This window comes from Mesorhizobium sp. RCAM 05104, from assembly GCF_059683645.1.
The window spans coordinates 3,168,822-3,190,614 of sequence record NZ_CM185033.1 but is presented as its reverse complement, the minus strand read 5'-3'; the positions used below and the strand labels follow the sequence as shown (position 1 = coordinate 3,190,614).

Annotated in this window: 19 protein-coding genes; 8 read left to right on the top strand and 11 right to left on the bottom strand. The window is 63.2% G+C overall.

The window, feature by feature from the left end; genetic code table 11:
- The first annotated feature begins 94 nt into the window (after nt 1-94).
- Nucleotides 95-580: a hypothetical protein gene (locus tag AC56QP_RS15665; RefSeq protein WP_489859089.1), complete on the top strand. Its 486-nt coding sequence runs from the start codon at nt 95-97 to the stop codon at nt 578-580.
- Nucleotides 581-596: 16 nt separating this feature from the next.
- Here AC56QP_RS15665 and AC56QP_RS15660 read toward each other — a convergent pair whose 3' ends face one another.
- From AC56QP_RS15660 to AC56QP_RS15650, 3 genes are all read right to left on the bottom strand, one after another.
- A complete protein-coding gene (locus tag AC56QP_RS15660) occupies nt 597-1,136 on the bottom strand; it encodes a hypothetical protein (RefSeq protein ID WP_489859090.1) in 540 nt (179 codons plus the stop codon).
- Nucleotides 1,129-1,407: a glycine cleavage T C-terminal barrel domain-containing protein gene (locus AC56QP_RS15655; protein WP_489859091.1), complete on the bottom strand. Its 279-nt coding sequence runs from the start codon at nt 1,405-1,407 to the stop codon at nt 1,129-1,131. The genes AC56QP_RS15660 and AC56QP_RS15655 overlap by 8 nt, the downstream gene beginning before the upstream one ends.
- A gap of 178 nt (nt 1,408-1,585) precedes the next feature.
- Nucleotides 1,586-2,245 carry a TetR/AcrR family transcriptional regulator gene (locus AC56QP_RS15650; protein ID WP_489859092.1) on the bottom strand — a complete coding sequence of 220 codons (660 nt, stop codon included), beginning with the start codon at nt 2,243-2,245 and terminating at the stop codon, nt 1,586-1,588.
- A 275-nt stretch (nt 2,246-2,520) separates the two neighbouring features.
- Here AC56QP_RS15650 and AC56QP_RS15645 point away from each other — a divergent pair, with 275 nt between their 5' ends.
- Both AC56QP_RS15645 and AC56QP_RS15640 read left to right on the top strand, forming a co-directional pair.
- The gene (locus AC56QP_RS15645; RefSeq protein ID WP_489859093.1) at nt 2,521-3,960 is read left to right on the top strand and encodes an aldehyde dehydrogenase family protein; all 1,440 of its coding nucleotides are present in this window, start codon (nt 2,521-2,523) and stop codon (nt 3,958-3,960) included.
- 92 nt (nt 3,961-4,052) lie between these two features.
- Nucleotides 4,053-4,628: a DUF1349 domain-containing protein gene (locus AC56QP_RS15640; RefSeq protein WP_489859094.1), complete on the top strand. Its 576-nt coding sequence runs from the start codon at nt 4,053-4,055 to the stop codon at nt 4,626-4,628.
- A gap of 39 nt (nt 4,629-4,667) precedes the next feature.
- On the opposite strand, the gene AC56QP_RS15635 is transcribed toward AC56QP_RS15640, so the two are convergent.
- The 6 genes from AC56QP_RS15635 to AC56QP_RS15610 form a co-directional block, all read right to left on the bottom strand.
- The gene (locus tag AC56QP_RS15635; protein WP_489859095.1) at nt 4,668-5,909 is read right to left on the bottom strand and encodes a glycosyltransferase family 4 protein; all 1,242 of its coding nucleotides are present in this window, start codon (nt 5,907-5,909) and stop codon (nt 4,668-4,670) included.
- Nucleotides 5,910-6,110: 201 nt separating this feature from the next.
- Nucleotides 6,111-7,640: a mercuric reductase gene (locus AC56QP_RS15630; protein WP_489859096.1), complete on the bottom strand. Its 1,530-nt coding sequence runs from the start codon at nt 7,638-7,640 to the stop codon at nt 6,111-6,113.
- Nucleotides 7,630-8,979 (bottom strand): glucoamylase family protein, encoded by a 1,350-nt coding sequence (locus AC56QP_RS15625; RefSeq protein WP_489859097.1) that lies wholly within the window; start codon nt 8,977-8,979, stop codon nt 7,630-7,632. The genes AC56QP_RS15630 and AC56QP_RS15625 overlap by 11 nt, the downstream gene beginning before the upstream one ends.
- Before the next feature lie 236 nt (nt 8,980-9,215).
- On the bottom strand, nt 9,216-9,968 hold the full coding sequence (locus tag AC56QP_RS15620; RefSeq protein WP_489859098.1) for an SDR family NAD(P)-dependent oxidoreductase: 753 nt from the start codon (nt 9,966-9,968) through the stop codon (nt 9,216-9,218).
- 201 nt (nt 9,969-10,169) lie between these two features.
- Nucleotides 10,170-11,099 (bottom strand): TIR domain-containing protein, encoded by a 930-nt coding sequence (locus AC56QP_RS15615; protein ID WP_489859099.1) that lies wholly within the window; start codon nt 11,097-11,099, stop codon nt 10,170-10,172.
- A 108-nt stretch (nt 11,100-11,207) separates the two neighbouring features.
- Complete coding sequence (locus AC56QP_RS15610) at nt 11,208-11,990, bottom strand: helix-turn-helix transcriptional regulator (RefSeq protein ID WP_489859100.1); 783 nt, start codon at nt 11,988-11,990, stop codon at nt 11,208-11,210.
- Nucleotides 11,991-12,149: 159 nt separating this feature from the next.
- Here AC56QP_RS15610 and AC56QP_RS15605 point away from each other — a divergent pair, with 159 nt between their 5' ends.
- From AC56QP_RS15605 to AC56QP_RS15585, 5 genes are all read left to right on the top strand, one after another.
- Nucleotides 12,150-14,279: a hydantoinase/oxoprolinase family protein gene (locus AC56QP_RS15605; protein WP_489863591.1), complete on the top strand. Its 2,130-nt coding sequence runs from the start codon at nt 12,150-12,152 to the stop codon at nt 14,277-14,279.
- A 13-nt stretch (nt 14,280-14,292) separates the two neighbouring features.
- Nucleotides 14,293-16,497: a hydantoinase B/oxoprolinase family protein gene (locus AC56QP_RS15600; RefSeq protein WP_497100432.1), complete on the top strand. Its 2,205-nt coding sequence runs from the start codon at nt 14,293-14,295 to the stop codon at nt 16,495-16,497.
- A complete protein-coding gene (locus AC56QP_RS15595; RefSeq protein WP_489859101.1) occupies nt 16,494-16,979 on the top strand; it encodes an acetone carboxylase subunit gamma in 486 nt (161 codons plus the stop codon). The genes AC56QP_RS15600 and AC56QP_RS15595 overlap by 4 nt, the downstream gene beginning before the upstream one ends.
- Nucleotides 16,980-17,121: 142 nt before the next feature.
- The gene (locus tag AC56QP_RS15590; RefSeq protein ID WP_489859102.1) at nt 17,122-17,949 is read left to right on the top strand and encodes an SDR family NAD(P)-dependent oxidoreductase; all 828 of its coding nucleotides are present in this window, start codon (nt 17,122-17,124) and stop codon (nt 17,947-17,949) included.
- A 205-nt stretch (nt 17,950-18,154) separates the two neighbouring features.
- Nucleotides 18,155-19,468: an O-antigen ligase family protein gene (locus tag AC56QP_RS15585; RefSeq protein ID WP_489859103.1), complete on the top strand. Its 1,314-nt coding sequence runs from the start codon at nt 18,155-18,157 to the stop codon at nt 19,466-19,468.
- Nucleotides 19,469-19,689: 221 nt separating this feature from the next.
- Here AC56QP_RS15585 and AC56QP_RS15580 read toward each other — a convergent pair whose 3' ends face one another.
- A complete protein-coding gene (locus tag AC56QP_RS15580; RefSeq protein ID WP_489859104.1) occupies nt 19,690-20,955 on the bottom strand; it encodes a polysaccharide biosynthesis/export family protein in 1,266 nt (421 codons plus the stop codon).
- Nucleotides 20,956-21,036: 81 nt separating this feature from the next.
- Nucleotides 21,037-21,714 carry a sugar transferase gene (locus AC56QP_RS15575; protein ID WP_489859105.1) on the bottom strand — a complete coding sequence of 226 codons (678 nt, stop codon included), beginning with the start codon at nt 21,712-21,714 and terminating at the stop codon, nt 21,037-21,039.
- Nucleotides 21,715-21,793 lie beyond the last annotated feature (79 nt).

Below are 21,793 nucleotides of genomic sequence, written 5' to 3'. Positions count from 1 at the left end.
AAGATCGAAATCCGCACTGCGGCAACTTCGCTTACGCGCAATTTACGACCGCCGGTTACATCTGTTCCTGTCTGATTCGTTTGACAGGAACACCATGAGCAAAGCCCTCACGACCTTCGCACTCGTCGCCGTGTTGACCGCTCTGCTCATGGCGCTGAGCCTGGCGGTGGCCAGGCACGGCTATCCCTATGGCGCGATCGGCGTCAGGCGCCTCGACGGCATCGCCGATGCCGGGACGTTCATTCCGCTGGCTGCCGTCTATTTCTTCAGCGCGCTGTTGATGATGATCCTGCCGATCCGCGCGGCCAGCATTGTCCTGACCCATGCCGCCGACGCCCTGTTCTGGACGGTGATCGTGCTGCTTGCGACCATCGTCGGCGGTCTCGCCGCCCGATGGGCGTTCGGCCAGAGCGGGGTTTTGGGGGCGCTGCTGAACTGGCGGTTCCTGTTTGCGGTGGCAGTGATCGGGTGCCATTTCGTCATGAACGAACTGCGCCGCAACGTGCTGCTGCGCAGCCTGTTCTTCGTGGTTTTCGCCGCCGCGACGCTGGCGTGCCTGTTCTGGTCGTTCACGCTCTGAGCGCGATCAAGGCTGGCTAATTTGATGAACCGGCCGCGATGTGGCCGGCGGCCTGCTCCATCCACGTCCAGAGATAGGCGGCAAGACCGCGGTCGACATGGACGCGCAGCCTGTCCTGATGGCGATAGACGACGGCGTTGATGCCGGCGAAGGAAAGCGCGGCACTCGCACTCGCTTGGCTGGGGTCGAGCGTCGTCCCTCGCGCGATGAAAGCGTTGAGCGCCGGGCCTTCGACCTCGAACACCTGCAACCCGGCGCTGATCTCCGTCACGGCGAAGCCTTCTGCGTGCCAGCCCTTGGCGATAGCGAGCGGACTGTTCGACACGGCCAGCAGCCGGTCGCGCGCTAGCCGCGCCGCATAGCGGTCGCCCTGCGTCGCCCCAAACGCACCTACGCCAGTCCCGTCCATACCGGATACCCGCGCCCAGGCGTCGAGATCGCCGCTGACCAGCAGCTGATTGAGATCCGAGATCGCGCGCACCACAAGGCCGGGCGCGGTGATGACCGCCGACTGCCAGTCCGGCGCGACGGACCATTTTTCCGCGAGATCACGCATGCAGCCGCTCTCCTGCCGGGTCGAAGGCGCAAGGCGCGGCAATCGTCGCCGTCCTGACCTTGCCGAGATGCTGGATTTCGATCGCCTCGCCGTGGCGGGCCGCGCCACGTTCGATCAGGCCAAGCGCGACCGGCCGTCCGAGCGTCGGGCTCTGGTAGCTCGATGTGACAAAGCCCTGGCTGTGTAGCTTGCCGTCGCTACGTCTGATGCCGTGCGCGCCAGTCGGCAGCGGGGCTTCACCTTGGGGCACCGTCAGCCCGACAAGCTGCATGCGGTCGCCGCGAGGCCTCCTCGGTGAACAGCGAGCGGCGGCCGACGAACTCGCTCTGGCGTTTGTCTAGTACGTCGCGAAGTTGATCCCGAGCAGGGTGGTGTGCTGGCTATGGGGATAGGCATCCTACGTATGTCGTCTGGGAAAGCGTCTGGCCAGGCCGGCCCGCCGGCCGTGTCTATCGCTTGCCGGAAAGTGTCTTCTCGACGTAGCGCGCGAAGTCCTCGACATCTTCTGCCGGCGGCTCCTGGCCAGTGAAGCTGCGCAGATACGAGGCGACGTGTGCCAGGCGGCTGCTCATCGGTTCGTCGAGCTCCAGCGAGTAATAGCCGATCTGCATGAAATAGAGGATGCGGGCCCGCACGAACGCGTCTTCCTCGTCATAGCCATGGCGCATGAACATGTCGCGGATGGCGTTGACGCGCTCCTCGTCGGCCTCGTCGAGCGCGCGCCTGATGGCGGGGGAGCGACGAGCCCAGGCCCTGATCGCGAAATCCAGCCGGGGATCGAACAGCCTCTCGTCCACCCAGCATTCGAAAATGCTCATCACCCCGCGGATGACGGTCGCGGAAGGTCGTCCGGCGCGCTCGACGATGAACCTGGTGTTGGTCTGCCGCCAGTAGTCCAGCAACTGGTCGAGCAAATCCTGCCGGCTCTTGAAGTACCAGTAGAAGCTCGAGCGCGAGACGTCGAGCTTCTGGCCAAGCGTCAGCACGCGGACGCGTTCGACACCATCGGAGATCAACGTTTCAAGCGCAAGCTTCAGCCAGTCTTCGCGAGTGGCCTTGATGTTGCCGGTGGCGCCGGCGCGCTGGATCGTCGTTTCGAGTGCCGCCATCAACACGACGCATGGCACGCCGCATTGGGCAAATCAAGGCTATGGACATTTGTGTACAGAGCAATTCGTTTGAGCCCCTCGGGGTGGCTGGTGGATGTTAGCCGGGCTGGCTGTCAATGGCGCGCCGTCGCTGCCGCATGATCGGTGCGATGGCAGGCTGGGGATTTTTGTCGCGGCGACCCGGCCAGTGCGTGCTTTCCCGCAAGGCAATTGTCTGGCAAATACCAATTCAGACAGATGCCGCCGCGCGGCCAATCAGCAGGAAAGACCAGGACATGGCTCAGTTTCGAAAAAACCTCATCGATGGCGAATGGGTCGGCGACGCCGGTTCCCGCAACATCAACCCCTCGGATACCGGTGACGTCGTCGGCGAATATGCCTCGGCGGGAGCCGAGCAGGCCAAGCAGGCGATCGCCGCCGCCAAGGCGGCGTTTCCGGCCTGGTCCCGTTCCGGTCCGCTGGCGCGCCACGCGGTGCTGAAAAAGACCGCGGACGAGATCATGGCGCGCAAGGACGAGATCGGCCGCAACCTGGCGCGCGAGGAAGGCAAGACGCTGGCCGAAGGGATCGGCGAGACCATTCGCGCCGCCCAGATATTTGATTTCTTTGCCGGCGAAACATTGCGCCTGGTCGGAGAGGTCGTGCCAAGCGTTCGGCCGGGCGTCGGCGTCGAGATCACCCGCGAAGCGGTCGGCGTGGTCGGCATCATCACGCCGTGGAATTTCCCGATAGCCATTCCGGCCTGGAAGATCGCTCCGGCGTTGGCGCATGGCAACACCATCGTCTTCAAGCCGGCTGAACTGGTTCCCGAGAGCGCATGGTCCATCGTCGACATCCTGCATCGCGCCGGCCTGCCGAAGGGCGTGCTCAACCTCGTCATGGGCAAGGGCTCGGTGGTCGGCCAGGCGATGCTCGACAGCCCCGATGTCAACGCCATCACCTTCACCGGCTCGGTCGGCACCGGCAAGCGCGTCGCCGCCGCAAGCATCGAGCACATGCGCAAGTTTCAGCTCGAAATGGGCGGCAAGAACCCGTTGGTCGTGCTCGACGATGCCGATCTCGCAACGGCTGTCGATTGCGCGCTCAATGGCGCCTTCTTCTCGACCGGCCAGCGCTGCACGGCCTCGTCCAGGCTGATTGTGACCGACGGCATCCACGACCGTTTCGTCGATGCCCTCAAGGATCGCATGAGCAAACTGGTCGTCGGCGACGCGCTCGACGCGCAGACCCAGATCGGTCCGGTCGTCGACGCGACACAGTTGAAGCAGGATGAGGACTATATCGCCATCGGCGTCAGGGAAGGGGCTACGCTCGCCTTCGGCGGCGAGAGGCTCGATCGCAAGACGCCGGGCTTCTTCTTGCAGCCGGCGCTGCTGACGCAGGCCACCAACGCCATGCGCAGTTCGCGCGAGGAGATCTTCGGGCCTGTTGCCAGCGTCATCCGCGTCAAGGACTATGACGAGGCGCTGGCCGTCGCCAATGACACGCCTTTCGGGCTGACGTCGGGCATCTGCACCTCGAGCCTCAAGCATGCCACCCACTTCAAGCGCAATTCGGAGGCCGGCATGGTGATGGTCAATCTGCCGACGGCGGGTGTCGACTTCCACGTTCCCTTCGGCGGGCGCAAGGGGTCGAGCTATGGCCCGCGCGAGCAGGGCCGCTATGCGGCGGAATTCTACACCACCGTGAAGACGGCTTACACATTCGCAGGCTAAACGCGCGCAGGCTAAACGGGCGCAGACCAATCGGGCGCCGGCTGATCGGGCCGGCGAGCCGACGCATCAAGGGACCGGACGGGCGCAACGCGATGACATTGCAGGACCTGACCTGGCTCAATCCGCCGCCCCAGCATTCCATCGAGGGCGATGCCGTTCGCGTGCGCACCGGCAAGGAGACCGACTTCTGGCGCGAGACCTTCTACGGTTTCTGGCGCGACAACGGCCACTTTATGTACCGGCCGGTCGAGGGCGATTTCACCGCCGAGGTTACCGTCGACGGGCGCTACGAGGTGCTCTACGACCAGGCCGGATTGATGGTTCGGCTCAGCGAAACGCATTGGGTCAAGGCCGGCATCGAGTATACCGACGGCGTGATGTACTTTTCCGTCGTCGTCACCAACGATGCCTCGGACTGGTCGCTGGCCACCATTCCGGCCAGTCCGGACGGGGTCAGGATCCGGTTGACCCGCCATGCCGAGACGATTCGTATCCAGTATCTCGACGCTTCCGACGGCCACTGGAAGCCTGTGCGGCTTGCCTACTTTCCGGTCTCGAAGACGGTCGATGTCGGCATGATGTGCTGTTCGCCGCAACGCGAGGGCTTTGAGGTCACGTTCTCCGGTTTTTCGATTGGTCCGCCGATATCGCGGGAATTGCACGATTGACGCTGCGGCTCTTCCATGTCTGGTGAAGGATCGGTGGAATCATGCGCCGGCCTCGTCCAGTCCTAGCCCGCCGTGGACGGCATTGCGGATGGCTCGCGGGCCAAATCTTGCCCATACCGCTCGATGCGCGCGAATGCGCTGCAGTGCCCTGCGTTCAGCGTCCAGGCAAAGTCCGACGGCCATCTCGGCAAGCCCTTCATCGGTATCCGACAGCAGCACCTCTTCATTCTCGACCAGGTCCAGGCCCTCGGCCGCCAGCGGTGTCGCGATCACCGGCACGCCCCAGGCCATAGCCTCCAGGATCTTGATGCGCGTGCCGCCGCCTGCCGTAAGCGGGATGATGCTGAGATGCGCCCTGGACAGCAGTGGCGCCACGTCTTGCGGGTCCTCGACGAGCTCCACGTCAGGCAATCGGGCCAGCGCCCGCACCGCTGGCTTGGGGCTGCGTCCGGCAAGGACCAGTCTCGCCGTTGGAAAAGCCTGTCGGATGCGGGGCAGTATGGCGCCGGCCAATCGTTCGGCGGCATCGACGTTTGGAGGATAGCCGAGATGGCCGACAAACAGGATCTCCGGAAAGCCGTTGTCGGGCACGGCTTCGGCGGGCAGCGTCTCGGGAATGTCGCCAGCGTGCGGAATTCCGTTCGCAACGACATCGATCGGCACCTTGCGCCGGCAAACGGCCATCAGCCTTTCGCGATCGCTGGTCGAACAGACCCAGACCCTGTCGACAATGGCCAGCGCCTTTCTCTCCAGATGCCTGATGCCCAGGCTCGTGGCGATCACCGCGGCGGCGGATCGCGCCGCATCGACGCGCCGCAACTGTCCCGCCAGGTCGGACTCGACATTGTGCATGTCGAGAATGAGTTGTTTGGTCAGTGGTCTCAAGGGCCGCAGCAGCTTGAACAGCCCGATGCCCTCGACCAGCACCGTGTCGGGGCGGAAGTCTCGAACGAGTGCCTCGAGCCGTGCCAGGGCGGAGCGTGAAATGCGCTGCTCCGCTCCCATGCGCCACCACCCGATCGAACGGGTGCGGGCCTCGCCTTCGATCGACAAGGCCTCGATGCGGATCGGTGCATCGGCTGGTCGCGGCACGGCGGCCTGCGGCCGCACCGACACCAGGCAGACGGGACCGAATTCGGCTGCCGCCTCGGCGTTGCGGTAGTTCCTCAGGTCGGCGCCAGAAGTCGGGGGAAAGGCCGGATCGTGAGACACGACCAGCACACGCCTCTCGGCGTTCCCCGCGGAGATAGTATCGTCCGGTCGCGCGCCTATGGGGTTCATGGCGAACGCCCAGGACCTTGCGTCGGGCGCTGCGCTGAAGGCTTTGTTCCAGACGGCATTCACGACGGTCCCGAGCCACAAGAATCAGCATCGACTTGTTCAGCCGAACGGGGCTTTCGTCAAGCGCTGGCACCCCTTTGAATGTCCGGTGCGCCAGCCTCGCGCCCCCCGGTCAGAATGCATGCCGGCAGGGCGCGAGGATCATCGCCTGACCCATGCCAGCCAGCGTCCCGCCAGATGCTTCCAAAACGAGGTGAGCCGGGTTCGCCGATACGCGTCTCCGGCCATCTTTATGCCTTGTGCCTGGGTCGGGAAGGGGTGGATGACATCGGCCAGCGCATGCAGTCCCATGCCCGACCTGATGGCGAGCGACACTGCGTTGATCATCTCGCCGGCATGGGAGGCGACGACCGTGGCACCGAGGATGCGGTCGGAGCCTTCCCTGACGTGGATCTTGACAAAACCCTCCTCCTCGCCGTCCATCACCGCCCGGGCGACATCGTGCATCAGCACCGTATAGGTCTTGACCGGGACGCCGTTCTGGCGCGCCTCCGCCGGATAGAGGCCGACATGGGCGATCTCCGGATCGGTGTAGGTGCACCAGGGGACGACCAGTTCACTCAGCTTTCCGCGCCCGAAAAACAGCGCGTTCCGCACGACGATGCGGGCTGTCGCCTCCGCGGTATGCGTGAACTTGTGTTCGAGGCAAACGTCGCCGGCCGCGTAGATGCGCGGATTTGTGGTTCGCAGGTAATCATCCACCTTGATGCCGTCGGCATCGTACACTACCCCAGCGGTTTCCAGGTCGAGACCATCGACATTGGGCGACCGGCCGATGCCGGTGACGATCTCGTCGACGGAAATCGTCGACGTCTCGTCGTCCCGCATCAGGTCGGCGAGCTTCTTCCCACCCGCTGTCCGCACTGCCACCACTTCGGTGTTCAGGCGAACCTCCACCCCTTCGCGCGCCAGCGCGTCCGAAAGGATCTGGGCGGCGTCGCGCTCTTCGCCGGGCAGAAACATCGGATCGCGCTGCGCCAGGATGACGTTCGCGCCGAACAGGCAGAACGCCTGCGCCATCTCGCAGCCAAGCTGCCCGCCGCCAATCACCAGAAGCCGCTTCGGGCAGTCGGCAAGATCGAACATGGTCTCGTTGCTGAGATAGCCGGCCTCGGTGAGGCCCGGAATCGTCGGCAGGCGCGCATGCGCTCCCGTGGCGACCAGCGCCTTCCTGAAATGCAGGGTTTGCCCGGCGACCAGAATCGAGTCCGGCCCGGAAAATCGCGCTTCGCCGAAGTAGAGGTCGATGCCTTCGGAAGCCAGGCTCTCGGCCGAATCGGCGTGGCTGATCCGCCGCCGGATCTGCCGCATCCTCGTCATCGCGCGCTGAAAATCGACGCGAACATGTTTTGGCGTGTCGCCGCCAAAATTCCCGGCATCGCGCATGTCGGCATAGAGCCTGGCAGTGCGGATGACCGCTTTCGACGGAATGCAGCCGACATTGATGCAAACACCGCCGATCAGGCTGCGCTCGATCAGTGCAACCTTTGCGCCGAGGCCCGCCGCTTCGCGGGCCGCGGTCAGCCCGGCGGGGCCGGCACCGATGACGACGAGATTGTACGGTCCTGTCGGATCGGGGTTGCGCCAGCGCGGCGGATGCGCGCCCCTGATCAGTTCGGCGTCGTTGCGGTCGACAGGGAAAGCAGCTGCTTTTGTCTTTTCATGCGACATTGCGGCCACCTGGCGCCGGGCTTGCCGGCTGCGACAGCCATCCACCCGTGAAACCCGCCTTGCCCAGGCCGCGACGGATGTGCTGGTTGGACCGCATCAACTCCCAGATCAGACGCGAGCGGTGGTTCTCGATCATCATCACCACGATGCCCTGGTCCAACCCGTAGTGGCCTTGCGACACCCAGCCATGCCGGCCGAATTTTCGCCGGTTCGCCAATGTCGGATTGAAGCCGCTCGGCAGTCGGAAATTGTCGATCACCTCAGGGTAACGATCTCCGAGATGGCGCAACGCCGCCAGGCAGATGTCCGGCGCGAAAGGCAGCGATGCCAGACAGGACCACGGAGCGATCGTCCCGTCATCTGGCCCGAAAGGAGCGCCGCGCGCCGCATATCCTGAAAAACGGTAAGGCCGACGCGCTATACTGGCGCGAAAGCCGCCTGGCCCGTCGCCCGCGGAAAGTCCCCACAGGTTCTCATCATAGCCGTCATAGTCATAAGGGTTATGCCGCGCATAGTCGCGATGCAGGTAGGTCGAGCGCCGGCTGTTTTCGAAATAATCCGAGTTCTTCTCGCGCATGAAGGCGTCGCGGATGCCGGCGAAATCGATCCAGGCATGCGAGAACTGATGCATGAACAGCGGACCGCCATAGAGCACATCGTAGCCGTAGATGTTTTCCCATTGATAGGTCGCCGTCCAGCCGACATAGCTGTCATCCGAGCTTGGGCTGTCGGGCGAGGCCATCGACAGCACGTAGAGGATCGTCGCTTCGTTGTAACCTTCCCAGCCATAATGGAGAAAGCCGCTCTTCGGCTTCCAGCCTTGCCGCAAGGTGGGCGTGCTGCCCTGTGCCCACCGCCAGTCGACGCGCCGATACAGCGCCTCGGCCAGGTCCCGGATCTCGCGCTCGTCTTCGCCGTCGCTCGAGAAATAGGCGCCTGCCAGGAGCACGCCGGCCATCAGCAGCGCGGTGTCCACCATCGACAGTTCGCAGCGCCAGACACGCCGGCCGGTCCGCATGTCGAGAAAATGGTAGTAGAAGCCTTTGTGGCCGGTGACGTCGTCGCCATTGCCTTGCGGGCTGGTCCAGAAGAAACGCAGCGCGGCAAGCGTCAGCTTCACAGCCGCCTCGCGCGTCATCCATCCGCGCTCGACGCCGATGGGATAGCAGGACAGCGCAAAGCCGACGACGGCTATGCTGGCCGGCGTGTTCGGCCGTGAAGTATCTGCGACCAGCCCGTTGTCGGGGTTCACGTTTTCGAGAAAATAGTCGAACGCGGCGCGCTGATAGCGGTCCAGAAGGTCGTCATCGGACAACGAGGTTGGGTCGACCTTAAGCAAACGCAGCAGACTCCAGCCGGATGGCCGCAGCGCCCGTCGAGCGCACGGCAGAGGCGCGGCCCTGGCAGGTCATCGCGCTTGCAAGACTGTTACACCGTGTCATGGCTTTCCCGCACACCTGTTGCGCCATCGCCGATTCAGGCGCCGCCCACTATACGCCTGTCCAGCTTCGTTCGTTGCCCCGTCACGCGGAATTGTAGCGCATCAGGCTGACGCAGGGTGTGTCCCGGCCTGCCTCAATAGGTGGCGCGGCCGCCGGAAACGTCGAACACGGCGGCTGTCGTGAACGAGCACTCCTCCGAGGCTACCCAGCAGATCAGCGCCGCTACCTCTTCGACCTCGCCGAAGCGCGCCATCGGTATCTTGGACAGCATGAAGTCGATGTGTTCTTGGCTCATCTGCTTGAAGATCGCGGTGCGCACCGCCGCCGGCGTCACGCAATTGACCGTCACCTTGGTCTTGGCCAGTTCCTTGCCGAGCGACTTGGTCAGGCCGATCACCGCGGCCTTGGAGGTGCTGTAGGCCGAGGCGTTGGGGTTGCCTTCCTTGCCGGCGATCGAGGCGATGTTGACGATGCGGCCATAGTTGCGCTCCAGCATATGCGGCACGAGCGCCTTGTTGCAGTAGAAGACGCCATTGATGTTGATATCGATGACCTTCTGCCAGTCCTCGGTCGAATAGTTCCAGGTGGTCTTGTTCGGCCCGGTGATGGCCGCGCTGGTGACCAGGATGTCGACCGCGCCAAGTGTTTTGATCGTCCGCCGTGCGGTGTCTTCAACCGCGGTTGGATCGGAAACGTCGACCATCACGCCATGCAGACCGGCAATGGTGGCTTTGGCCTGCTCGATCTGGCCGGGGTCGCGGTCCCACACACAAACCCGTCCGCCCTCGTCGACGATCCTCTGCGCGACAACCAGGCCGATGCCGGAGGCGCCGCCGGTGATCACGGTCGATCGTCCAGCAAACCGTCCTGCGAAACTCGTCGGCATGTAGTATTCCTCCCAATCGGCGGCGAATGTGAAGTCAACGGCGGACAAGTTCAAGCCGGGATTGGAGCCGCCAAACGGGATACTGGTGGGCCAGGGGAGAGCGATTGAGAGGCGTGCTCCCTTGGCGACACCTTGTCCATACGGCGCCGGGCCTGCGGCCGGACGAAGCGCCAGGGAGCCACTCTCCTGAGCACTGAGTTCTCAGGTGGTGGCGATCGACTTCCAATCGCCCAGCCGCTCCGCGATCAACTCCACCCGCCGCTGATTGTCGCGCCCGTCCAGTATCTCCAAGTCCTTGGTATCGGCCCGCAAATAGACGCCAGAGGTGCGCGCGTTCAGTTCTGGCTGCGTGTCCGCGCGCGTCGTGAAATAGCCTGACGCGCGATCGGTGGTATCCAGCCGGATCTCTCCTGTCCCATGCAGCTGTGGGGCGTTCGCGTCCAAGGGTCGTTCTCCGTTCCAATAGTAGAAGATGCCGGAAGGCTCCCTCTTCTCCTTCAGCGCTTCGCTCCAGTACCTGGCTGACAGGCTGCCATTCTCCTGCCACGAGCGACCCGTCAGCTCCAGGGCACCCTCGCGGTTTCGCGAGATGCGCAGCAGGCTCACGGCTGAGGGCTCCCTTGCAGTCCGCTCCGTCAGGGAAAACTGCCACCAAAGACCCTCTATGCGGGCTACGCGGCCCTCATTTTCGATTGCGTTCCGCAATTTTTGATTGATCGCTCTCATCTCGGCGGCGGTGGCGGCTTCGCCGTATCGTACCGACGTCAGGCCGAGCAGATCGCTGGGAAGCTTGGCGCCATTTGCATGCAGGATAAACGTTCGGCGCATGCCGAGGACTCCACCGAAAAGCCCGGCCTCGAAGACCACATTGTCTCGTGGAGAAGCTTGAGCGGACAGAGAGGTGGACGATGCCGGCTGGCTCGCGCTCGTCCAGTCATCCTGAGCGAACACAAAAGCGGCGAAGTCGACCTCGCGTGTAAGCTCGATGAGGCGCCCGAGTGTGGTTGTGCCGGGGCTGAAGGAGGTCGTCCAAGGCTCGACCTGCGCGATCTCTTCAAGACCGCGTGTCAGCGCATCAAGCAATTTTTTCTGCTTTCCCGACGAGCCCAGGAAGATGCGAGGCTTGCCCATCCGTTCCCTCCAGACTGTGTATCCGCCTTGCTTGCCACATAGCTGCGCGAACGAGTCTTCGCCTATTGTATTCATCCCACGGAAGGCGGCAACGGCGCGATCTCCGAGCTACGCCGTCTCGGCCCGGTGCTGGAAGAACTGCAGAAACAGTTCCCGTTCGGTGGTGATGTCGAGCTTCTCGTAGATGCGGCGGCGATGGTTCTTGACGGTGCCGACGGTGATACCAAGCCGCTCGGCGATGTTCGCCGTTGGGTGGCCAGCGAGGATCAACTGGACCAGGTCCCGTTCGCGCAGCGACAGCTCCGGCCACAGGCTCGTCGGAATGCTTGGCTGCTGCTGCGGCGAGGCGCCGGGGCTCGTCGGTGCCGAGGTGCGGGAGAACTCGGTTCCCCGCGCCTTGATGTCGAGGGCGTGCAACGCCTCGAACACCGGCAGCCGCTCATCCAGAAGTGAGATCTCGCTGTCCTTAAAGGACATCTTCGAGCGGTCGAGGAAGATGCCGAGGCACCAGTCGCCGCCATCGGCCAGCATGATGCCGACCTCGTCGCAGATTTCCGACTGCGCCAGGAAGCCGGCTATGTATTGGCCGCGCTTGGCCTCATCGTCGGCAAGCCGCTTCAGCGGCATGATGCCGAGCCTTCGCTCGCGCCGCCATGAGGCATAGAACGGGTCGAAGACATAGTAGCTGGCGAGGTAGCGCTGGACCATCTCGTCCGAAAAGCGCCGGTGCTTGATGAATTCCGGTGTCTGCGTCGCCGAATAGCGCGTCACGGTGACGAGGTCGTGCTCGATATCAGCGCCGATCAGATCGATCAGGCAGTCGACATGCCTGTCCGTGCCGGTAGCGGCGATCGCCCTGGCGAGCGGCGCCCAGATATTACCCATGCGCATGCCCTTTTCTCGGCGATGTCAGCCCAGCCGTCATTGTGTCTTTAGGCATATGGCGCGAGGCCGCCTGTCGAATCTAGCCTAGCGTCAACCTAGACCAGATCCGAGGCGACCGTGACACAGCCCAATATCACCGGCCCCATCGTTGGTAATCCGCCGATCATTGGCAATCCCATCGTCATCGGCATCGACGCCGGCGGCACCATGACCGACACGATCCTTGTCGATCAGGACGGCCACTTCAAGATCGGCAAGTCGGCGACCACGCCGAAGAACGAAGCCGAGGGCTTCCTTGCTTCGGCCGAGGACGCGGCGGACGCCTGGGGCATCTCGCTGGAGCAGCTGTTTTCCGGCGTCAACGTCGTGCTCTATTCCGGCACCGGCATGCTCAACACGCTATTGTCGCGCACCGGCCGCCGGCTTGGCCTGATCACCACCAAGGGCCTCGAGGACATGATCCTCATGGGTCGCGGCCTGCAGGCCTGGGCCGACTATTCCTATGCCGACCGGCTGCACGCGGTGACCCATCATCATCCCGATCCGCTGGTGCCACGCCGCCGCACCCATGGCGTCACCGAGCGCATCGACCAGTTCGGCGACATCGTGCTGCCGCTCTACGAACACGAGGTTTCCGCCGCCGCGAAAAAATTGATCGCCGACAAAGTCGAGGCGATCTGCATCATGACCATCTTCTCGCACGTCAATCCGGTGCACGAGAAGCGCATCGCCGAGATCTGCCGCGAGGAGGTCGAGAAGGCCGGCGCCGACATCATCGTCTACACCAGCCACGAGGTCCGCCCGGTCATCCGCGAACAGTCGCGGCTGAATTCAGTGCTGATCGAGGCCTATGCCACCTCGCGCGGCCGCAAGCAGCTCAAGGGCATCGAGGACGTCTCGAAAAAATACGGCTTCAAATATGGCGTGCAGACGCTGCTCTCCTTCGGCGGCCTGACCTCGATCAACCACCCGCGCCTGCACGAAACCATGATCTCCGGACCGATCGGCGGCATCCTCGGTGCGGCCTATGTCGGCAAGCTGATCGGCAATGATTCGCTGATCTGCTCGGACATGGGTGGCACCTCCTTCGACATGGGTGTCATCACGCGCGGCCAGACGCGGATCGAGAACGAGCCGCTGATGGACCGTTTCAAGCTCAACGTGCCGACGCTGCATCTCGACACAATCGGCGCCGGTGCCGGCATGATCCTGAAGGTCGATCCGCTGACGAAAAAAGTCAGCCTCGGGCCGGAAAGCGCCGGCTCCGATCCCGGCCCGATCTGCTTCGATCGCGGCGGCACCGAACCCACCATCGCCGACTGTGACGCCATCCTCGGTCGCCTGAACCCGCATTATTTCCTTGGCGGCAAGGTCGTGCTGCAGGTCGAAAAGGCCCGCAAGGCTTTCGAGGAAAAGTGCTCCAGTGTGCTCGGTGTTGGCGTTGAGGAAGCCGCCGAAGGCATGATCGAGATGCTGGAGTCCGATGCCAACAACGCGCTTCGCCGGGTCATTTCGGGCCAAGGCATCCATCCTTCGGAGTTCACGCTGCTGTCCTATGGCGGCTCCGGTCCTCTGCATCTGGCCGGCTGCTCCAGGGGCATCGGCTTCAAGGACATCATCACCTTCCAGTTCGCCGCCGCATTCTCCGCTTTCGGCTGCACCACGGCCGATTTCATGCGCCGGCATTCGGTGTCGACGCAGCACGATATCCCATCGCGCGCCGACGAGGCGACGCTGGCCGCTTTTGGCGCCAAGGTCACCACGGTGTGGAACGATCTGACCAAGGCGGCGGTCGACGAGATGATCGCCGACGGCCATGCCAGGGAGAAGATCAAGACGGTGCCGTTCCTGATGATGCGCTACACGGGCCAGCTTGAGGATGTCGAGGTCATGGCGCCGCTGGCCGAGGTCAATTCGGCCGACGACATGCGCAAGGTTATCGACGAGTTCGAGGCGGTCTATGCCAAGGTCAACCACCGCGTTTCGCGCTATGGCGAAGCCGGCTTCACCATCACCGAGCTCGGGCTGATCGCCACCGCCGACAAGGTCAAGCCGGTGCTGCTCAAGCGGCCGCTTGGCGCCTCCAATCCGGCATGCGCCCATAAGGGGGTGCGCGAGGCCTATATTGGCGGGCGCTGGCACAAGGCCAATCTCTACGAGATGGATCTCCTGCAACCCGGCCACGAAGTGATCGGCCCGGCCATCATCGAACATCCCGCCACCACGCTCGTCGTTCATCCGCAGGACCGCGTCCATGTCGATGAATGGACGCTGCTGCACTACACCCACGCTTGAGAGGGCGACCGCCATGTTGGACAAACCTGCCTGGGCCTTGCGCCTTCGCGAACGGCTGCTCGATTCCGAGCGGCTGATGGAAGAGACCGGCTGCTATGACGGCATCACGGAACTTACGCTGCGCAACCAGGATCCGCTGAAATTCGAGACGCTGCACACCAAGCTGCGCGCCTATTGCGTCTCGGCACGCGAAATGGCGCGCCGCATCTCGGCCTCGCCAGGCGTGCGTGAGGTCGGCGAAATGGTGGTCGCCATCTACACGCCGGAAGGAGACGCCATCGCGCTCTCCAACGGCATCATGGTGCATGTCCATACGATGAGCCGCTTCATCAAGTGGATGATCAAGAACGGTTACGAGGACAACCCGCGCATCCGCGAAGGCGATATCTTCGCCAACAACGATGCCTTCATCGGCACCGTGCAGGTGCCCGACGTCATGGACGTGGTGCCGATCTTCCATGAAGGCACGCTGGTCGGCTGGGCGGGCGCCGTCTGCCACGAGCTCGAAGCCGGTGGCATCACGCCGGGCGGTGACGTCTGCCTGGCACAGGAGCGCTTCACCGAAGGCCTGTTCGTCTGTGCAGAGAAGATCGGCGAGAATGACGAAATCCGCCGCGACTATGTCATCCGCTGCGAGCGCAATCTGCGCATGCCGATCTACTGGGTGCTCGACGAAAAGGCCAAGGTCGCCTCCTGCATCGACATGCGCGAAAGCGTCAAGCAGCTGATCTCGGAGATCGGCCTCGACTACTGGATGAAGGTGTCGAAGGAGTTCATCGAGGAGGGCCGCCGCGCCCAGCTCGCCCGCACCCGCCAGCTCACCGTTCCCGGCATCTATCGCGGCCACACCTTCTATGGCCATGTCACGGTGGGAAAACCCGGCTTCCAGCTGCTCGGCGATCCCGACTGGCTCTACAACATCCCGATCGAGATGGAGATCACCACCGACGGCAAGATCACAATGGACTTCGAGGGCACGCAGCCCTGGGGCTACCATTCGATGAACTGCACGCCGGCCGGCATGGATGGCGGCATGTTCGTGACGCTGACCCAGCACATGAATTTCGAAGGGCTGGTCAATGACGGCGCCTGGATGGCGACCGAGCTGAAATTGCCGCACGGCACCTGGACCAACCCCGACAACGAGATGGTGGCGACAGCTACCTCATGGGCGCTGCTGCTGCCGGCCTATGGCGTCTTCCAGCGGCTCTTGTCGCGCGGCTTCATCGCCCGCGGCTTCGTCGAGGAGGCGTTTGTCGGCCAGGTCAACAGCCCGATGATCGAGATGGGCGGCGAAAGTCAGTACGGCACGCCGTTCGGCATGGCGCATTTCGAATGCGCCGCCGCCGGATCCGGCGCGCTCGCCATCAAGGACGGGCTCGACACTGCCTATGTCGGCTGGAACCCGGAATCCGACATGGGCAACATCGAGGTCTGGGAACAATCGATGCCGATGGTCTATATCGGCCGCTCGATCGTGCCGAATTCCGGCGGCGCCGGCAAATATCGTGGCGGCTGTTCCTTCGTCTCGACCTGGCTGATCAACAAGACCCCGCATCTGCGGCTCCACACCTCGGAGCACTCGTCCAGGGTGTTCGACAATGGCGGCATGTGCGGCGGCTATCCGGCGCCGACCTGCCAGAAGCATCGGGCGGTGCGCAATTCCAACATCCACGAGCTGGCGGCAAAAGGCGAACCGCTGGCGCATGCGCCCGGCATCGACCCGCATGTTTCGGATTACGAGAAGAATATCGGCGGTGACCATGTCGTGGTCGAGGGCCCCTACATCACGTCGCCGCACAAGTCCGGCGATATCTTCAGCCATTCCTACAATGGCGGCGGCGGCTACGGCGACGTGCTGGAGCGCGACCCGATCAAGACGGCCTGGGATGTCGAGAACGGCTTTCTCACCCGCGAGGCGGCGGACCAGGTTTTCGGCATTGTGCTGAAGGACGATGAAGACGGTTATCCCACAGCCGATATCGACGCGACCGTCGAACGCCGGGCTGAGATGCGCAAGCAACGTCTGGCCAAGGCGATCCCGGTTTCGGACTGGATCGCCAGGGAGCGCGGCCGCGTCGAAAAGGCCGACTTCGCGCCCGAGGTGAAGAAAATGTATGCCAGCGCCATCAAGCTGTCGTCGCGGTTCACCAAGGATTTCAGCGTTTTCTGGAACGTCGATGCCAGATCGATCTTCACGCCGGGAGCAAAGTCATGACCTCATACAGCAAGGAAGTCATCCGCGATCTGGCCGCCGGTCAGCTGCCCTGGCCGCAGACGCGGCGCATCATGAGCGCCTACAAGGACGATGATCGTTTCTTCAAGATAGTCGCCGTCTATCAGGATCGCGTCGCCTGGAAGGATCCGATCCTGCTGCCGGTGAGCGATCACCTGTTCATCTGCCAGAGCGGCGATGAGCGGATAACCCGTTGCGAGTGCGGCCATTCCTTCGGCGATTATCGCAGGAACTGGAAGCTGAACGCGGCGATCAACGTGCGCAACACAGAGGAAGCGCTGCGCGAGATCTACCCCAACAGCGACCTTCCCGATCCGCAATGGATGGAAATCCGCGAATTCATCTGCCCGCGATGCGGCACGCTGCACGAGGTCGAGGCGGCGGCACCGGGCTATCCGATTGTCCATGATTTCGAACCCGACCTCGAAGGCTTCTATCGCGAATGGCTGGGCAAACCACTTTGAGGAAACTGATATTGTGAATCACGCAGCGGGCAAGGTTGCCCTCGTCACCGGGGTCGGGATGATCGTCGATGGAGGTTATCTTGCCGTGTGAAATCCTCTTGGGCCGGTTTGCCCGCCCCGACCTGTCCGGAGACCACACCTGATGAAAAATCTTTCCGGCCGCAGCGCGATCGTCACCGGTGGGTTTTCAGGCATGGGCTTTGCCATTGCCGCGGAATTGGCCGAGGCCGGCGCCAATGTCGCCGTCGGCTCCTACATCGCGCCCGCCGGCGCCGACAGATCCGATGCCGCCTATTATCCCGGCGCGGACGAGATCGAGCGCGTCCGCGCGGCTCTCGCAGCGCACGGAACCAAGGTTCACGCCGCGCATCTCGACGTGCGCGACAGCGAGGTCACCAATCGTTTCGCGGCGGACGCGGAAGCGGCCATCGGACCTGCCGACATTCTGGTCAACGCCGCCGGCACCACCGCCGAGCAGCCGGTCTGTGGTCATTCCGACGCGCTGTGGGAGAAGATCGTCGACACCAATCTCACCGGCGCCTTCCGCGTCACCCGCGCCGTGTTGCCGGGCATGATCGGGCGCGGCTGGGGCCGCATCGTCAACATCGGCTCGACGGCGGCTTCCGTCGGCTGGAAGGACAACCCGGCCTATTGTGCCTCCAAGGCCGGCCTTCTCGGCCTCACTCGTTGCGTGGCGCTGGAAGGCGCCGCGCACGGCGTCACCTGCGTCATGATCAGCCCGACCTGGGTCGAGACCGAACTGATGCGTCGCAATGTGGCGCAGGTCGTCGAGCGCGAAGGCAAGGGGCGCACGCCAGAGGAAGCGATGGCCGAGATTGCCAGGGGTAACCCGCAGCAGCGCATGCTGCAGCCGCGTGAGATCGCGGCCCTGGCGGTTTTCCTGTGTTCCGATCTGGCCAAGGGCATCACCATGGAAAACATCCAGATCACTGGCGGAGCCCTGTGGTAGTGTTCTTGCACGAAGGGCAGCCGGTTGACCTCTCCGCGTCCCCTTGGCTGTAAGACAAGGTGACCGGATTTGCCATTGAGCGCCGGGCGCGATAGGTTATATTGCACTGCACAATGGAGACGCCGTTTATTGCACGCCCCTGTTCGCGAATATGCCGGCTGGCTTATGGCACGCCGGGCCCGGATCGCGTCGGCGGGACTCTGAGATGAAGATTCCAAAGTCCCTGCTGGTCGACCCCGAAAAGAATTCGGTCTATGGCAGTTTCGCCGTGGCCGTCTCGATCTGGGCGTTTTCCTACTCCGTCATTTTCGGCCAGGTAATGATCCTGGCCTATTACGCGGTCTGGCTTCCGCTCATCCTGGTCGATTACCGGCGGTTCCTGCGGCAGCTGTCCAGCGCCTGGTTGCCACTGCTGTTTGCGGCGTATGTCTGCTTCTCGGTCTTCTGGTCGGCGGCTCCCGGCATCACCGCACGGACGGCCGTCCAGTACTTTTCCCATATTGCCTGCGCCTACATCGCGGCGCGAACCGTCAGCGTACGTACGCTGACGATCGGCGCCCTGATCGGGATATTCGTCGTCATGCTCTATTCGCTGCGGGTCGGACACTATTCCGAAGACGTCCTCGATGGCACCGTCAACTTCGTCGGCGCCTTCGCCTCCAAGAACCAGATCGGCTTCGTCGCCTCGCTCGGCATCTATTTCTGCGTCGTATTCCTTGCCTTTTTCAGGCGCGGCTGGCTGAGCGTCATTCTGGCGGTGCCTATCGTGCTGTTGTCGGCCTATCTGCTGGTCGTTTCGCACTCCGCCACGTCGATGGCCTCGATACCGGCGGTTCTGGCCCTGGTGGCGCTCCTCGCCATGAGCAAATTGCTGTCACGGCGCTATCGCCGGGTGATCTTCCTGATCGGCGCGGGCCTGCTGGTCGTGGTTGCCTTCGTCGCCTTGAATCTCGGGCTCATGGACTTCATCCTCGGCATTTTCGGCAAGGATTCGACGCTCACCGGGCGGACCTACCTGTGGGAGCAGGGCTGGAACGCAGCGCAGAAATCGCCGATCCTCGGTGTCGGCTATGCCGCCTATTGGGTGCAGGGTTTTGCCGAAGCCGAACGGCTGTGGAACGAGTTCTACATCACCACCCGCACCGGCTTCCACTTCCACAACACCTATATCGAAGCCCTTGTCGAGCTCGGCTTCGTCGGGGTGGCGATGATCTCGCTGATCATGCTGCGCACGCTCTACGGCCATGTCTCGGCCGTGATCTTCAGGACATGGCAAGCCGATTCGGTGATCCTCATCGGCGTGATGGTGCTGCTGTTGATCCGCTCCTTCGTCGAGGTCGAGGTTCTCAACCCCTACATCATGGGCTCTTTCCTGCTGTATTTCAGCTTCTTCAAGCTGGCGCGACTGCCGGCTACCCGCACGCGGTGGTCGCCGGCCTTCGAGCAGGCGGATGCAACGAGGGGTGAGCCTGCCTGGCCCCGGCACGCCGGCCGGCCGGCAGTTGCCGATCGGCCATGACCTCCCGTTTCGCGCGCTGAAGCTGGCCGGGAAGCCTTCGGCCAGACGCGCAATTGCGTGAGGCTGAAGATCCACCCTTGGAGGGATGGAGCGTTATTCCGGAATAATGGGTAACTGGTTTTCGCTGGAGATCATGCTCAAACGAGAAGAGCCTCCACCCCGGTTCCGTCGGGATGGAGGCTCTGAACCGAGCACTTGATCGTGTTGTTGAGCTTCGCGAGCTACTGGCTGGCCAGCGGCGCCAGCTTGACCTTGATCACGTCGCCAGGCAGCACCGGCGTATCTTCCTTCGCGGCGATTTCGCTGGTCTTGCCGTCGACGACCCGCACCAGTGCGTAGATCAGGCTGGATTGCTGGTCGCTGTCGCTGGCGACTCTCATCGCGGGATCGCTAGCCTGGGCCATCAGGCCTTTCTGCATATTCACCTTCAGCGCGGCCTCGTTCAGGTCGGCTTCGGTCTGCTGCCGGTCGGTAGCGAGACTTGAACTCAGTGTGTTCTGGGCATCGATGGCGTCCTGCGCCGCCTTGCTGATCGCCTGCTTGGCGGTGAGGATGGCGGTTTCGTAGTCCAGGATCTTGCCCTGCAGGTCGGCGACGGACTGCCGCGAATCCAGCAGCCGGGCGTTGGCGATCAGGCCTTTCTGGGCCAGCGGGCCGATGCTGGCCAGCTGCTGCTGCGCCAGGTCGACCTGCTGCTGCTGGTTGACGATCTTCTTCTGCAGCGATTCGATCTCGGACTGCAAAACCCCTTTCAGATCGTCGAGCGCCTCAAGCTTCAGCTTCAGCGCCTTCTGGTCGGACGTCAGGATCGTCATCTCGTCGGCGACGATGGCCGGTAACCGCGGATCGCCCTCGACCTCCTTCGGCACCTCGAAGGTCGTCTTGCCGGCCATGTCGGCGTCGATGCGGGCGCGCTTGACAATCAGCCGAACGCGCTGGTCGTCGGAGATATCGAAGTTACCCTTGGCGGTGACCAGGTCCTTGCCGAGCTGCGGACCAAAATCGGCGTTTCGCCTGATGCCGCCGGCGACGCTGATGGCCTTCAGCACCGTCAGGTCGGGCACATAAGGAAATTGGCCGGGGTTCTGCACCTCGCCGGAAATATAGAATGGCCGGAACTGCGCCATTTCCACCGAGGCTTCAGGCCTGTCCGACAGCGCGAGCTTGTGCTGCAGCGCCTCACCGATCGCCGTCGCGATTTCGGACGTGGTCTTGCCGGAGGCCGGCAATTCGCCGACGAACGGTACCGACAGCGTGCCGGATGGACCGATCGTGTATTCGCCATTCACCGCCGACCAGTCGCGGAACGTGCCTTCGACGGTCTGCCATTCCGCGACGCGGATGGTGAGCTTGTCCTGCGATCCGAGGCGATAGTCGCCGGCGACGGCGATGTGGGGGACGACGAGCGACACGACGAGGCATGTGGCCAGCAATCGTGCCCGCCGCAGGCGGCCGGAAAACGGGCCGCTGCGAAAGGCTTCGAACATATCTGTTTTCAACTGAACGTTCCGATCCGCTTTAGCCCCATCGCCCGATGTGCTTGCTGCCGAATGGTTGTTCGATGCCTGTCAGTAGGAGCCGCGCGACATCCAGACGGCAGGGACGGTCTTGATGATGATGCGAACGTCTTCGAACAGCGACCAGTTCTCGACATAGTGGCGGTCGAACGCAACGCGGCTGTCATAGGAAACGTCGTTGCGGCCGCTGACCTGCCACAGGCCAGTCAGGCCGGGGCGGGACTTCAGGTAATACACGGCGGAAGTGCCGTAGATCTCCAGTTCATCGCGCACGACCGGCCGCGGTCCGACAAGGCTCATGTCACCCTGCAGGATGTTGATGATCTGCGGCAACTCGTCGAGGCTGAGTTTCCTCAGCACCGCTCCGACACGGGTGACGCGCGGGTCGTTCTTCAGCTTGCGGGTCGCTATCCATTCGGCTTTGGCGTCCGGGTTGGCGGCAAGATAGGCTGTCAACACCTTGTCGCCGTCCGGAACCATGGTGCGGAACTTCAGGCACGGGAAAACCCGACCGCCGCGCCCGATTCGCCTGTGGCCGTAGAAAATCGATCCACCATCGGAAAACTTGACCAGCAATGCGATCATGACAAACAGCGGGCTAAGAGCGATCAGGCCGATTAGTGAACCGGTGATATCGAAGCCGCGCTTGAGCAGGCCGCCGATCGGCGGCGGAAATTCGATGTCGGCCTGCGAAAAGCCCGCGGTGGCCGACTTGGCAATGTCCCTCATGCGGAAAACTCCATGCGTTGAACGAATGGTTCACCACACGATACCAAAAAAATGCTGCAGCGCAACACACAATTTCCCG